Annotated in this window: 15 protein-coding genes; 3 read left to right on the top strand and 12 right to left on the bottom strand. The window is 63.7% G+C overall.

Annotated elements, in window-relative coordinates; all coding sequences use genetic code 11:
• Positions 1-255 (top strand): 3TM-type holin (locus IL54_RS11595; RefSeq protein ID WP_081913065.1); only part of this gene is annotated, 255 nt, incomplete at its 5' end.
• A 4-nt stretch (positions 256-259) separates the two neighbouring features.
• Here the strand turns inward: IL54_RS11595 and IL54_RS11590 are convergent.
• The 12 genes from IL54_RS11590 to coxB all read right to left on the bottom strand — a co-directional run bounded on the left by IL54_RS11590 (position 260) and on the right by coxB (position 11,363).
• Positions 260-931: a hypothetical protein gene (locus IL54_RS11590; RefSeq protein WP_037475798.1), complete on the bottom strand. Its 672-nt coding sequence runs from the start codon at positions 929-931 to the stop codon at positions 260-262.
• Positions 932-957: 26 nt separating this feature from the next.
• Entirely contained in the window at positions 958-1,791 is an 834-nt protein-coding gene (locus IL54_RS11585; protein WP_237748863.1) for a hypothetical protein, read from the bottom strand.
• 496 nt (positions 1,792-2,287) lie between these two features.
• Positions 2,288-2,839, bottom strand: coding sequence for a hypothetical protein (locus IL54_RS11580; protein WP_037478466.1), 552 nt, complete (start codon positions 2,837-2,839; stop codon positions 2,288-2,290).
• A gap of 57 nt (positions 2,840-2,896) precedes the next feature.
• The gene (locus IL54_RS11575; RefSeq protein WP_037475794.1) at positions 2,897-3,766 is read right to left on the bottom strand and encodes a class I SAM-dependent methyltransferase; all 870 of its coding nucleotides are present in this window, start codon (positions 3,764-3,766) and stop codon (positions 2,897-2,899) included.
• Positions 3,767-3,846: 80 nt separating this feature from the next.
• Positions 3,847-5,247: a threonine synthase gene (gene thrC, locus IL54_RS11570; protein WP_037475792.1), complete on the bottom strand. Its 1,401-nt coding sequence runs from the start codon at positions 5,245-5,247 to the stop codon at positions 3,847-3,849.
• A 44-nt stretch (positions 5,248-5,291) separates the two neighbouring features.
• Entirely contained in the window at positions 5,292-5,951 is a 660-nt protein-coding gene (locus IL54_RS11565) for an SURF1 family cytochrome oxidase biogenesis protein (protein WP_237748862.1), read from the bottom strand.
• Between the two features lie 85 nt (positions 5,952-6,036).
• Positions 6,037-6,864: a cytochrome c oxidase subunit 3 gene (locus tag IL54_RS11560; RefSeq protein WP_037475790.1), complete on the bottom strand. Its 828-nt coding sequence runs from the start codon at positions 6,862-6,864 to the stop codon at positions 6,037-6,039.
• Positions 6,865-6,901: 37 nt separating this feature from the next.
• Entirely contained in the window at positions 6,902-7,477 is a 576-nt protein-coding gene (locus IL54_RS11555) for a cytochrome c oxidase assembly protein (RefSeq protein WP_037478462.1), read from the bottom strand.
• The gene (locus tag IL54_RS24960) at positions 7,477-7,614 is read right to left on the bottom strand and encodes a hypothetical protein (protein ID WP_171899237.1); all 138 of its coding nucleotides are present in this window, start codon (positions 7,612-7,614) and stop codon (positions 7,477-7,479) included. The genes IL54_RS11555 and IL54_RS24960 overlap by 1 nt, the downstream gene beginning before the upstream one ends.
• Entirely contained in the window at positions 7,611-8,519 is a 909-nt protein-coding gene (locus IL54_RS11550) for a heme o synthase (protein WP_156106195.1), read from the bottom strand. Before IL54_RS11550 ends, IL54_RS24960 begins: the two co-directional genes overlap by 4 nt.
• A gap of 90 nt (positions 8,520-8,609) precedes the next feature.
• Positions 8,610-10,304: a cytochrome c oxidase subunit I gene (gene ctaD / locus IL54_RS11545; protein ID WP_037475788.1), complete on the bottom strand. Its 1,695-nt coding sequence runs from the start codon at positions 10,302-10,304 to the stop codon at positions 8,610-8,612.
• Positions 10,305-10,319: 15 nt separating this feature from the next.
• Complete coding sequence (gene coxB / locus IL54_RS11540; protein ID WP_037475786.1) at positions 10,320-11,363, bottom strand: cytochrome c oxidase subunit II; 1,044 nt, start codon at positions 11,361-11,363, stop codon at positions 10,320-10,322.
• 284 nt (positions 11,364-11,647) lie between these two features.
• On the opposite strand from coxB, the gene pyrE reads away from it, so the two are divergent.
• Together pyrE and IL54_RS11530 are read left to right on the top strand one after the other, a co-directional pair.
• Positions 11,648-12,229: an orotate phosphoribosyltransferase gene (gene pyrE / locus IL54_RS11535; RefSeq protein WP_037475784.1), complete on the top strand. Its 582-nt coding sequence runs from the start codon at positions 11,648-11,650 to the stop codon at positions 12,227-12,229.
• Between the two features lie 3 nt (positions 12,230-12,232).
• Positions 12,233-12,970 carry a pyridoxine 5'-phosphate synthase gene (locus tag IL54_RS11530; protein ID WP_037475782.1) on the top strand — a complete coding sequence of 246 codons (738 nt, stop codon included), beginning with the start codon at positions 12,233-12,235 and terminating at the stop codon, positions 12,968-12,970.
• The last annotated feature ends 38 nt before the right edge of the window (positions 12,971-13,008 follow it).

Raw genomic sequence — 13,008 nt, 5'->3', positions numbered from 1 at the left:
GCAACGCCCGCCGCCGATACCTGGACACGGCGGGCGCGGCCGACCTTCCTCTATGTCATCTATGCCCTGCTGCTCTGGTCGGTGCCGATGGGCCTGATCGCAGGCTGGCGACCGGCGGTGGCAGGCGCGATCATCGGGGGAATGCGCGCCTATTTCAACGCCCTGCCCGAACCGCTCTATGCGCTCTTTGGCACGGGCTATCTGGGCTACACCGCCGCGCGCGCCTGGGGCAAGGCGAAGGGCGCGGACCGATAAGCGCTTAGCGCCCGATCGTGAGCAGCGAAACCAGAATAGCGGTCAGAAAGGCGGCGACGAACACCAGGATCGCACCGCCCCATGCCCGCAATGGGCGCATGGCCAACATCGTGCGGAACAGCATGGATTGCACCCAAAGATACCAGAGCGTCGCGAATCCGGCGCCGCTCAGGCCCAGCGCCCATTTCCATGCACCGATATGCTGGGCCGTCATCGTGGCAATCGCAACCATCAAGGCATAGGCCGACACCAGATAGCATTGGCCGAAAAAAGGCGGCCGCAGATATTTGCGCTCCAGCGGCTGCCCCTTGCGCCGCACAACATGCAAGGCGGCGAACAGCGGGAGCAGCCCATAGACAAAGGAGCGCCAGAGGATGAGATTTTGATCCGAACTGACCACCATCGCGCCCACCGCATTATGCGCCTGGATATGCTGCGTGTTGAGGCCCAATTCCAACGCATGGAGCAAAGCCAGTGTGATCAGCAGCAGCAGGGGCGGACTGAGCGTATCGGTATATTGATCCTCGTCGGCATCGGTCTGTTCGTGATTGGAATAATCGATCATGCGCAGCGGGTGCCGCACCACCAGCCAGAGGGTGCGGGGATAATAGATCAACCAGCACAGCAGTTCGAAAAGCAGATCTTCGAACGAACGGATGAGCTTGAGAAAATCCAATCCCCGTCTCTTTCCTTGTGCGATCGTCAGAAGCGCCGATGCGCGGCGGCATCCACGGTGTCGCAGGTGCCGCGAAAGGCGTAGTCGGCCAGGCCCTTTATGCTGATCTGTCCACTGGTGCGATTAATGTCGATCCGGGGCTTGTTGAGGCCATTCAGCCGATATTCGCCGGTAATCCGGTCGGGCTGCATCGAGACATTGTAGATGTCCCACCAACCATCCTCGGTGCCCCGCGAGTGCAGCGGCGGGATGAGCTTCTTGGGTAGCTTGATATGGCCGCCGCCTTCCCAGAACTGGATCATGACCGAAGCGTCGAACTGTTCCGCCGTCATTTCGACGCGATTGCCATAGTGATAGCGTTTTTTGTCGGAATCCCAGGTCCAGCCATAGCTGTTGGCAACGCCGGGCCGCTGTCCATCACCAAAGCAGACCAGGCCGAGTTGGACCCTGTCGTTCATTTGGGCGCTGTCATCGGCAGCATAGCTGGGCGCGACACGGTCGGGCCGGGGCCGCGCATAGCCGATATCGGGTCGATGGGGCGCACCACCATGGCTGCTTGGCGTGCTAGCGGATTCGCCGCAATCGGGTGCGGGGGATTCGGTGATCGCCTGATAGCGGCCGTCATAAGTGACGACGCTGAGGCATTGCCGCCGATCGCCGTTCCACCAAAAGGTCCATTTGCGGTCATCGCCGGTTTCGATCCGCACGAAGCGGTAGCCGCGCGCTTTGAGCTGAGTCTCGCCGCCTGCCCCCTTGGCACCGACCAGATCGGCAACGTCGGCGGGCGCTTGGGCGAGGGCTGGAGCCGAAATCAGCAGGCCAAAAGGAAGAAGGATATGGGACGCACGCATTACGGGCATGGAGATACGCCCTGTTTCGTCCGCCCTCCTGCCCGCGACGGAGCATAGCGACTTCAAGCGTCGGGAAAACAGCAAAAAGAAGCAGCGCGCTGAAAATGAGAGGGGCCGCCGAACCCAAAGGTTCGACGGCCCATCATTGACATGGTCAGCGGCCGAAAGTGCCGCCCAAGGGAAATGATTGTCGCGCTATCCTGCCTGCACGGGGATGGCCTGTCTGTTGGCGCTTGAAATCCCGTTTGCAGGGAGGATCGACGGCACAGCGTCGCTCAGCGGCGCATTTCCCGAATGGACTTGACCGACCCCATTGCTGAACCATGAGACATCGGATCACCTCCTTTCGCTATGTTGAAGCCCGCGTGGCCCGCTTCAGGCGTCTGCCCTTGGCCTGTCCACACCGCGAATGTGAATCAGGTGGGGAGGATGATCAAGCCTTGTAAAATTCTTTTTTCGAATCATACTTCTTCGTCCGCGCTTTTCCCAACTGCGTCGAAATCCCCTAGCCCCGGCAATCTTCGATCACCCGTGCGACTTCCGCCCAGGCAGGCAGGATCAGCGGGGCAAGCCCCTGCACCTCCACCGCAAACTTACCCCGGCTATAGGCAATCTGGTCCAGCGTGACGTCGGAAGCGGCGCGGACGGCCTGGACCTGCGGTTGCGGCGTGGCAATGCTCGTGGTCGGCCACAGGACGGCACCATAGCTGGTGCGCAGCGTCATCGCCCCCTGCCCTGTTCCCATGCGCACTACGGCGATCCGGCTCGTCGCCCGGTCGCAGCGGACGGCGAGGTGCGGGGCGGTCGCGCCGGGGCCGAAGGACGCGACCGATCCGGTCGGTTCCGTCCGGTAGGTCCAGTTGCCGGGCGTCGTCGGACGATTATGCCATTCCGTGGCCACCGGCGCGCGGGTGGCAGGCGCGATCGGCGGTGGCGCCGGAGCCGGGCGCGGCGCTGGCGTCGGCGCTGGAGCGGGTGCCCGCTGCGCGGGGCCGACACAGGAGCCGAGCAGGACCAGCAGGGGGGACAGGGCGGCAAATGAAGGGATGAGGCGCATCACCAACCCATGCCGGAGCCGGACGGGCGGCTCAAGGCGAAAAGGCCCAAGTGACGCTTAGCGCCGCCAGCGTGCCCAGATGGCGGTGGGCAACAGCAGGCCGCGTGCCTCCTCGCGCACCGCCAATTCCCCGACCTCGACCGTGCCGGGCAGGTCGGCAAACGCTTGCCGCAGCAATTCGCCGATCGCCAGTGCCGACATGCGGACGGCATAGACGGTCAGGAACAGGAAACGGCTGTCCGCATCAAGCAACTGGCGGCAATTGGCGATGAGGGCAGGCAAATCCTCCTCCAATCGCCAGACTTCGCCGTCAGGGCCGCGGCCATATTTGGGCGGGTCGAGCAAGATGCCGTCATAGCGGCGGCCGCGCCGGACTTCGCGGGCGACGAATTTGGCCGCATCCTCGACGATCCAGCGAATCGGCTTGTCCGCCATGCCGGACATATCCGCATTGGCCCGCGCCTGCGCCACCGACTTCTTCGACGCATCGACATGGACCATACGCGCGCCGCTGGCCGACATGGCGAGCGTGCCGACGCCGGTATAGCCGAACAGGTTCATGACTTCGGCCTCCGCCTTGTCGGCGGTCCGTTCCCGCATCCAGTCCCACACGGGGGCCATGTCCGGGAAGAAACCGAGATGGCGGAAGGGAGTACAACTCGACTGGAAGGTCACGTCCTGCCAGCGCAGCGGCCAGCCATCTGCGGGGACTGGCTGATCATAATACCAGCGACCGCCGCCATCCTCGTCCGATCCGGGGACAAATTCAGCGTCTGCCTTCCAATCTTCGATCGCGGGTGCCCACATCGCCTGTGGTTCGGGGCGAATGAAGCGGTAGCGGCCATAGCGCTCCAGCTTGCGGCCGTTGCCCGAATCGATGAGGCCATAGTCGGCCCAGGGTTCGCCGATGAGGGTTTTGAGTTCCATAGCAGTTTCCCGTTCGGTTCGAGCCTGTCGAGAACCCTCGCGCATCCGGTTCTCGACAAGCTCGAACCGAACGGAGTTGGTTATGCCCTGGGCGTCGCGCGCTCGGCGACATAGGCGGTTACCGCTTCGAACGTGCCGGGCAGCTTCACATAGCTTTCCTCACGCGCGAACAGGTCGCCGACACGGGCGGGCAGCGGCGGGCGGGTGCCGGTGGCGCGCTCGACGGCGTCGCGGAACTTGGCCGGGTGCGCGGTCGCCAGTGTGACGACCGGGATCGACGCATCGACACCTGCTTCGCGCGCAGCGGCTAGGCCGATGGCGCTGTGCGGATCGATGATCTGCCCAGACCCGTCATAGGCCCAGCGCATCGCCATGGTCATGCTGTCGGCATCGATGCGTGCCGAAGCGAAGAGCGCTGCCGCCCCGTCGCGCTGGGCGTTGGTCAGGCGCATCGCCTTGCTGCCCTCGAACCCGCGCATCTGCTCGGCAAGCGCCTGGCCGTTGCGCCCACCCGCGTCGAACAGCAGCCGCTCGAAATTGGAGCTGACCTGGATGTCCATGCTGGGTGTCGCGGTCGGCACGACCTGGCCTTGGCTATAGTCGCCGTCGGACAAGGCGCGATGCAAGATGTCGTTGACGTTGGTCGCAACGATCAGCTTGGCGACGGGCAGCCCCATCTTCGCCGCGACATAGCCCGCAAACACGTCGCCGAAATTGCCGGTAGGGACCGAGAAGGCGACCGGCCGTTCAGGCGCACCCAGGCGCACGGCGGCGTAGAAATAATAGACGACCTGCGCCATCAACCGCGCCCAGTTGATCGAGTTGACCGCAGACAGGTTGAACCGGCGCGAGAAATCCGCGTCGTTGAACATGCGTTTCACCAGCGCCTGCGCGTCGTCGAAGCTGCCGTCGATCGCGATATTGTAGACGTTGGGCGCGCGCACCGTGGTCATCTGCCGCCGCTGCACGTCGGACACCCGGCCATCGGGATGGAGCATGAAGATGTCGATCTTCTCGCGCCCCGCCACGGCATCGATCGCCGCCGACCCGGTATCACCCGACGTCGCGCCGACGATCGTCAGATGATCGTCGCGGCGCGAGAGGAAGCGCTCGAACAATTGCCCCAGCAATTGCAGCGCGACATCCTTGAACGCCAGGGTCGGGCCGTGGAACAGTTCGAGCAGCCAATGCTGATGATCGAGCTGGACCAGCGGCACGACCGCCTGATGGCTGAACCGGCTATAGGCGGTGGTGCACAGTTCGCGCAATTCGTCCTCGGTCAGCGATCCCGCGACGAAGGGGGTCATGACCCGCACCGCGGTTTCGACATAGGACAGGCCGCCGAGGGCGCGAATATCGTCGGCCGAGAAACTGGGCCAGCTTGTCGGCAGATACAGCCCGCCATCGGACGCCAGCCCCGCCAGCGTCACATCCTCGAAACCGAGCGACGGCGCGCTCCCCCTGGTGCTTTGATATTGCATGATGGGAAAGCGCGGTAGCGACCCCTGCGCCGCTGGGCAAGTATTTACGGGGCTTTGGGCGCGTTCCGGCGGCGCAGCGCGAGAATATAGATGACGATGGCGATCGCGGCGAAGAAGAACCACTGCACCGCATAGGCGAGATGATTGTTGGGAACGTCGGCGGCGCTAGGCGGTGCGCTGGCCTTCATGCCCGTTGGCGCGGTACGCGCGATGAGCATGGGCCGGAGCGGCGTCGCCTTTCCGCCTATGCGCGAAATCAGCGCCCGATGGTCCGGCTCTTCGCTGATCCAGCCTGCAATCTGACCGCCGGTCCAGTCGGGCTTGGCATCGGGCCGCTGCGTCACGCCGATTGCGACGAGTGCGCCCGGTCCTTCCGCGCCGGTCGCGCATTGGGCGATATGGCGATAGCCGGTGCTGCCGTCAGCCGCGCGGCCAGCCTCCACTTGCCAGCCGACCACGCGCAGGCAGTGGAGCGACGAGGGGCGAAAGAGCAGGTCGGGTCCGACCGGGGGCATGGCCGGAAAAGCGACGGGCGGCTTGCCGGGATTGCTGGCTGCGAGGTTCAAGGCCGCTGCCTTTTCCACGCGGCGATCGATCTGCCAGATGCCGAGGCCGATCATCACCAGCACGGCGAGCGCGACGATGATGGTCGGGATCAGGGGGATGCGCATGGTGCGCGGGGCGGGATCGGGCAAGGGGTCCATGGGCTGGATGCATAGCGCCCCGCAGCACAAAAGAAAACCGCCGGAGCGATGCCCCGGCCGTGCGTCTCATTATCGGGGATGGTGCTTAGCCGTGAACCGGCGCGCCCCAGCCACCCCAGACATAGATGGCGACGAAGAGGAACAGCCACACCACGTCGACGAAGTGCCAATACCAGGCAGCGGCTTCGAAGCCGAAATGCTGGCGCGGGGTGAAGTGGCCCTTGTAGGCGCGGGCGAGGTTGACGATCAGGAAGATCGTGCCGACCAGAACGTGGAAGCCGTGGAAGCCGGTCGCCATGTAGAAGGCCGAGCTGTAGGGATTGCCGCCGAAATCGAACGGGGCGTGGGCATATTCATAGGCCTGCACGCAGGAGAAGACGGCGCCCAGGATGATGGTGCACCACAGACCCTTGATCATGCCATCGCGATCGCCGTGGATCAGCGCATGGTGCGACCAGGTGATGGTCGTGCCCGAACAGAGCAGGATCAGCGTGTTAAGCAAGGGCAGTTCAAACGCATTCATCACTTCCACGCCCTTCGACGGGAACAGGCCGTCGATCGGGGGAAGCGCGCTGGGGAAGAGGGCGAAGTCAAAGAACGCCCAGAACCAGCCGACGAAGAACATCACCTCCGACGCGATGAACAGGATCATGCCGTAGCGCAGATGGAGTTGCACCACCGGGGTATGGTCACCGGCATGCGCTTCGGCGACGACATGCGCCCACCAGCTGTAGAAGGTGAAGAGAACGCCCGCGAAACCGAGCATGAACACCCAGCCACCGCCAGCGGGCAGCGCGTCGGGATGCATCCACATGATCGCGCCGAACGCCATGATCAGCACCGACATCGAACCGAACAACGGCCAGATGCTGGGCGGGAGAATATGATAATCGTGATTCTTGGCGCCTGCCATGACGTGCTCTTCCCTGTTCGCGTTATCGTTGCTTGCCTTAGCTTGCCTTCTTGCCCGGCTCAACCGGGTAGAATGTGTAGCTCAGCGTAATCTGTTGCGTGTCCTTGTTGTCGGCATCGTCGAGGATCTTGGGATCGACGAAATAGAGGACGGGCATCCGCACCTCCTGGCCCGGCTGCAAGGTCTGCTCGGTGAAGCAGAAACACTGGATCTTGGTGAAATAAGCGCCCGCCTGGCTAGGCGTGACGTTGAAACTGGCGGTGCCGGTCACGGGCTTGTCGGACATGTTCTTCGCGATGAAGATCGCCATGTCCTTGCGCCCCACGGTGACGGTATCCGTCCGATGTTCGGGATAGAATTGCCAGGGCATGCCCGGCTGGACGTTCGAATCGAAACGGATCGACATGGTGTGGCCAGCCGCTTCTTGCACCTGCACATTGGCGTCCGCGCGCATGGTGGTGCCGCCGAACCCGGTCTGTTCACAAAAGATGCGATAGAGCGGGACCGACGCGAAGCCCAGCGCCAGCATCGACAGGCCGACGCCCGCCATGGTCAGCACCGTCCGGCGGTTGCGCCGGTCGCGGTCGAAGGGGGACGGCGGTAGCGTGGCCATCATAGCGTGTCGCTCGTGCCGATCTTCGCCAGGGTGATGGCGAAGAAGAGGATGACGAAAAAGCCGAGCAGCAGGCCCGTGACGAGCGAGCGCGACTTCTGCCGGGCGCGGATGATGTCTTCTTCTTCGGGGGTCATGCCATTACCCAGCGGTCTACGACCACTGCTCCAAAGAGAAGGAAAAGATAGAGGATCGAATATTTGAACAGACGCCGCTCCGGTTGCATCCGCGTCTGATCGCTTTCGCGGCGGCGATAGACCTGGAAGGCAAATACAGCGAACAATGCTGTGCCGAGCAGCGCGACGGTGCCGTAGACCGGCCCGGTCAGGCGCAACAGCACCGGCGCCATGGCCGCAACCGCCATGATGGCGGTGTAGAACAAGATCTGGCGGCGGGTGACGACCTCGCCCGACACGACGGGCAGCATCGGGATGCCAGCAGCGGCATAATCGGTCTTCACGAACAGCGCGAGCGCCCAGAAATGCGGCGGCGTCCAGAAGAAGATGAGCATGAACAGCGCGATCGGCAGCGCGGTGATATCGCCAGTGACGGCGGCCCAGCCGATGACTGGCGGGAATGCGCCGGCTGCGCCGCCAATGACGATATTCTGCGCCGTGCGGGGCTTCAGCCAGATGGTATAGACGAAGACATAGAAGAGGATCGAGACGGCGAGGACCGCGGCGGCGAGCCAGTTGGTCGCCATGCCCATCAGGATGACCGAGAAGAAGGACAGGCCAACGCCGAAATGCAGTGCCGATTGGCGATCCATACGCCCGGCGGGCAGCGGCCGGTTGGCGGTGCGCTTCATCTTCGCGTCGATATCCGCCTCGTACCATTGATTGAGGCTGGCCGCAGCTCCTGCACCAAGCGCGATGCAGAGAATGGCCGTGAAAGCGAGAACCGGATGGATGGTGCCGGGTGCCGCCAGCAGGCCGCACAGGCCCGTGAACACGACCAATGTCATGACGCGCGGCTTGGTGAGCGCGAGGAAGTCGCGCCAATGGGCCGTGATCGGGGTCGATGTCATCGTCGCGGTCGTCATATCGGTTCCAGCCCCACCATTTGGGGGTATATAGCATAAGAGGGGCGGGCGACTGTCACCCGCCCCCGATCATGTCAGTCCGTCCAGCGATCAGTGATGCGCGGCATCGTCGATCACGGGCAGGGTTTCGAACTGGTGGAAGGGCGGCGGGCTGGACAAGGTCCATTCCAGCGTCGTTGCGCCTTCACCCCAGGGATTGCCTGCGGCCTTCTTGCCGGCCGCAAGCGACCAGAAGATGTTGATGAAGAAGATCAGCACGCCAACCGCCATGATTTCATAGCCATGGCTGGCAACCTTGTTCCAATAGGCGAAGGCTTCCGGATAATCGGGGTAGCGACGCGGCATGCCCGACAGGCCCAGGAAATGCATCGGGAAGAACAGCAGGTTCACGCCCACGAAGAACACCCAGAAATGCAGGTGGCCGAGGAACTCGTTATACATGCGGCCCGACATTTTCGGGAACCAGTAGTAGAAGCCTGCGAACAGGCCGAACACGGCACCCAGCGAGAGAACATAGTGGAAGTGCGCCACGACATAATAGGTGTCGTGCAGCACGTCGTCCACGCCGCCATTGGCCAGCACGACGCCGGTGACGCCGCCCACGGTGAAGAGGAAGATGAAGCCCAGCGCCCAGACCATCGGGGTCTTGAAGCTGATAGACCCGCCCCAGATCGTCGCGATCCACGAGAAGATCTTGATGCCCGTGGGTACCGCGATGACCATGGTGGCGGCGGTGAAATACATCTTCACATTGACCGACATGCCGGTCGTGAACATGTGGTGCGCCCACACGACGAAACCGACGACGCCGATCGCGACCATGGCATAGGCCATACCGAGATAGCCGAACACCGGCTTGCGGCTGAAGGTCGAGATGATCTGGCTGACGATACCGAAACCGGGCAGGATCATGATGTAGACTTCGGGGTGACCGAAGAACCAGAAGAGATGCTGGTAGAGTTCAGGATCGCCGCCACCGGCTGCGTCATAGAAGGTGGTGCCGAAGTTGCGGTCGGTCAGCAACATGGTGATTGCCGCGGCCAGGACCGGCAGCGCGAGCAGCAGCAGGAAGGCGGTGACCAGCACCGACCAGACGAACAGCGGCATCTTGTGCAGGGTCATGCCCGGCGCGCGCATGTTGAGGATGGTGGTGATGAAGTTGACCGCACCCAGGATCGAGCCAGCGCCTGCGATATGCAGCGACAGGATCGCCATATCGACGGCGGGGCCAGCCGAACCGCTGGTCGACAGCGGCGCATAGACCGTCCAGCCAGTGCCCGCGCCATAGCCGGTGCCGCCGGGCACGAAGGCCGAGCCGAGCAGCAGCGCGAAGGCGGGGATGAGCAGCCAGAAGCTGATATTGTTCATCCGCGGGAAGGCCATGTCCGGCGCACCGATCATGATCGGCACGAACCAGTTGCCAAAGCCGCCGATGATCGCGGGCATCACCATGAAGAAGACCATGATGAGGCCGTGCGCAGTGATCAGCGCGTTCCACAGGTGATAGGCCTGGTCGAGCGAGGCAGGCTCAGCGCCCAGCATCGCATGCTGGATATTGGCCCAGCCCTGCAGATATTGGATGCCTGGCTCCGCCAGTTCGACGCGCATCAGACCCGAAATCGCGCCGCCGACGACGCCGGCGAAGATCGCGAAGATCAGATAGAGAGTGCCGATATCCTTGTGGTTGGTGGACATGAACCAGCGCTGGAAGAAGGCTGGCTTGTGATCGGCGTCATGATGATCATGAGCATGATCGCCATATTGATCTGCGGTGATGGTGGTCATGGCGTCTCTGCCTTCTTAAAGCGCGTTGTTGCCGACGGCGTCAGCCGGCGGGGCGGGCAGCACACTGCCCTGTTGCGGGCCCATCGGCGCATCCGGCGCGGCGGTGCCGTTCTTGAGCGAGCCACCCTGCGACAGCACCCACTGGTCGAACTGCTCAGGCGGCAGCGCTTCGATCGCGATCGGCATGAAGCCATGGCGCGCGCCGCACAGTTCCGAACATTGCCCGTAATAGACGCCGGGCTTTTCGATGGTGAAGCTCTTTTCGTTCAGACGGCCGGGAACCGCATCCATCTTCACCCAGAGCGACGGTACGGCGAAGCTGTGGATCACATCGGCGGCGGTGATGATGAGCTTCACCGGACGACCGGCGGGCAGGATCAGGCGGTTGTCGACGGCCAGCTGGAACGGTTCGCCACCGGCCTTCGCCTGTTCCTTGGTCAGCATGTTCGACACATATTCGGGGATGCCCGCGTCGGGATATTCATAGCCCCAATACCATTGATAGCCGGTGACCTTGACGGTCAGCGCATCCTTAGGCGCGGGCTTATACTGGTCGGCGAGCAGCCCGATCGAGGGCACCGCGATCACCAGCAGGATGATGACCGGAACGACCGTCCAGATCACTTCGATGAAGGTGTTGTGCGACGTCTTGGACGGCACCGGGTTGGCGCTGCGGCGATAGCGGACCATCACATAAAGCATCAGCACCAGCACCAGCACGGAGATGAGCGTGATGAGCGGCAGCAGCATCACGTCATGCAACCAGCGCGCGCTGTGCCCGGTCGAGGTGAACTGCTCCTGCAGGGTGATCTCGCCCGGTTTAGGCATGCCGATGCCTTCGGTCGGCTTCATGCGCGGCGGCGCGGCGACCTTGGCGGCTGGCGCAGCGTCGGCGGCGGGCGCAGCGGCGTTCGCTGCCGAATCAGCAGGCGCGGCGACAGTGGCCGCCGCCGGCGCGGCAGCGGTTGCATTGTCCTGCGCGAAGGCCGGACCGTTCATCGCCATTGCTGGCGCAAAGGCCAACAATCCTGCGAGAACGAGCGATTTCACCTGTATCATAGCGTCTTCTTACCCCGTAACCCCTTGGCGCCGCTGCAACGAAGACGCGCGCATGCACATCGTCCCCGCCCGGTCGGTTCTGCCGCGGCTTATAGGCATGGTTTTTTGATGCCTCAAGCTAGCAGGAGCAGATTTTCTTCGCTGTTGCAACGTTCCCTTCCGGCCCCTATTTCGCTGCTGCGCGCACAGGGGCGCGTTCATGGCGCGCCGGTGCGTGCCGTGCCGATAGGGAAGCGGGCCGTGCCATATAGGGGCCGGACCGCGCGACAGGATAGATAAACGGCATGACCGACGAAGAAGTTTTGGCGGAATTCCGGGCAGCAGGGGCGCTGCTCGAAGGACATTTCATCCTGTCTTCGGGCCGCCGCAGCGCCAATTATCTGCAATGCGCCCGCGTCCTGATGAGCGCCGAGCGCGCGGGCAGGCTCGCGCTGGCCGTGGTGCAGAAATTGCCGCGCGAATTGCGGCAGGAGATCGACCTGGTAGTTTCGCCAGCCATGGGTGGCCTCATCATCGGTCATGAAGTCGGCCGGGCGCTGGGCAAGGACGCGGTATTCCTCGAACGCCCCGAAGGGACGTTCGAACTGCGCCGGGGCTTTGCCATATCGCCGGGGCAGAAAATCCTGATGGTCGAAGATGTCGTCACCACCGGCCTGTCGTCGCGCCAGGCGATCGAGGCCGTCGCGGCCGAGGGCGGCATCGTCATCGCCGAAGCGGCCCTTGTAGATCGCTCGGCGGGCGAGGTGGATCTGGGCGTGCCCTTCTATCCACTCGTGTCGATCAATTTCCCGGTCTATGACGCCGATGCCCTGCCGCCCGAACTGGCGGCGATCCCGGCGATCAAGCCGGGCAGCCGGAAGGTCTAGCCGATGCCCCACTCCCCCGCTCCGCTGCGCCTGGGCGTCAATATCGACCATGTGGCGACAATCCGCAATGCGCGTGGCGGGGATCATCCCGATCCGGTCAAGGCGGCGCTGCTGGCGGTGAAGGCGGGGGCGGACGGCATCACCGCGCATCTGCGCGAGGACCGGCGGCATATCCGCGACGAAGATGTCGCAACGCTGATGGCGGCGCTGAGCGTGCCGCTCAATCTGGAGATGGCGGCAACGGCGGAAATGCTGGATATCGCGCTGCGCTACAAGCCGCACGCCGCCTGCATCGTGCCGGAAAAGCGCGAGGAGCGCACGACCGAGGGCGGGCTGGACGCGGCCGGGCAGTTCGACACACTGCGGCCAATCGTCGCGGCGCTTAATGATGCGGGCATCCGCGTCAGCCTGTTCATCGAAGCCGATGCGGCCCAAATCGACGCGGCGATCCGGCTGGGTGCGCCGGTGGTGGAGTTTCATACCGGCGCCTACGCGCATCTGAACGGCGAAGCGCGGGCAGCCGAGTTGCGCAAGCTGGCCGACGCCGCTGCGCTGGCCGCGAAAAACGGGATCGAGCCGCATGCTGGGCACGGCCTGACCTTCGACAATGTCGCGCCGATCGCCGCCATCCCGCAGGTCGCTGAACTCAATATCGGCCATTTCCTGATCGGCGAGGCGATCTTCGGTGGCCTGGAAGGCAGCATCCGCGAAATGCGGCGGCAGATGGATTTGGCGCGGTGATTCCTCCCCGGCACGGGGAGGGGGACCAGCCGCAGGCT

The sequence above is a fragment of the Sphingobium sp. ba1 genome (assembly GCF_000743655.1).
Lineage (GTDB): Bacteria > Pseudomonadota > Alphaproteobacteria > Sphingomonadales > Sphingomonadaceae > Sphingobium.
The sequence above is the reverse complement of the archived record's forward strand: the minus strand, read 5'-3'. Positions and strand labels throughout refer to the sequence as shown.

Excerpts from the sequence above, each read along its gene's own strand:
- IL54_RS11585 (WP_237748863.1), bottom strand. The coding sequence starts at position 1,791 with ATGCCCGTAATGCGTGCGTCCCATATCCTTCTTCCTTTTGGCCTGCTG.
- IL54_RS11580 (WP_037478466.1), bottom strand. The coding sequence starts at position 2,839 with ATGCGCCTCATCCCTTCATTTGCCGCCCTGTCCCCCCTGCTGGTCCTG.
- IL54_RS11575 (WP_037475794.1), bottom strand. The coding sequence starts at position 3,766 with ATGGAACTCAAAACCCTCATCGGCGAACCCTGGGCCGACTATGGCCTC.
- thrC (WP_037475792.1), bottom strand. The coding sequence starts at position 5,247 with ATGCAATATCAAAGCACCAGGGGGAGCGCGCCGTCGCTCGGTTTCGAG.
- IL54_RS11565 (WP_237748862.1), bottom strand. The coding sequence starts at position 5,951 with ATGGACCCCTTGCCCGATCCCGCCCCGCGCACCATGCGCATCCCCCTG.
- IL54_RS11560 (WP_037475790.1), bottom strand. The coding sequence starts at position 6,864 with ATGGCAGGCGCCAAGAATCACGATTATCATATTCTCCCGCCCAGCATC.
- IL54_RS11555 (WP_037478462.1), bottom strand. The coding sequence starts at position 7,477 with ATGGCCACGCTACCGCCGTCCCCCTTCGACCGCGACCGGCGCAACCGC.
- IL54_RS24960 (WP_171899237.1), bottom strand. The coding sequence starts at position 7,614 with ATGACCCCCGAAGAAGAAGACATCATCCGCGCCCGGCAGAAGTCGCGC.
- IL54_RS11550 (WP_156106195.1), bottom strand. The coding sequence starts at position 8,519 with ATGACGACCGCGACGATGACATCGACCCCGATCACGGCCCATTGGCGC.
- ctaD (WP_037475788.1), bottom strand. The coding sequence starts at position 10,304 with ATGACCACCATCACCGCAGATCAATATGGCGATCATGCTCATGATCAT.
- coxB (WP_037475786.1), bottom strand. The coding sequence starts at position 11,363 with ATGATACAGGTGAAATCGCTCGTTCTCGCAGGATTGTTGGCCTTTGCG.
- pyrE (WP_037475784.1), top strand. The coding sequence starts at position 11,648 with ATGACCGACGAAGAAGTTTTGGCGGAATTCCGGGCAGCAGGGGCGCTG.
- IL54_RS11530 (WP_037475782.1), top strand. The coding sequence starts at position 12,233 with ATGCCCCACTCCCCCGCTCCGCTGCGCCTGGGCGTCAATATCGACCAT.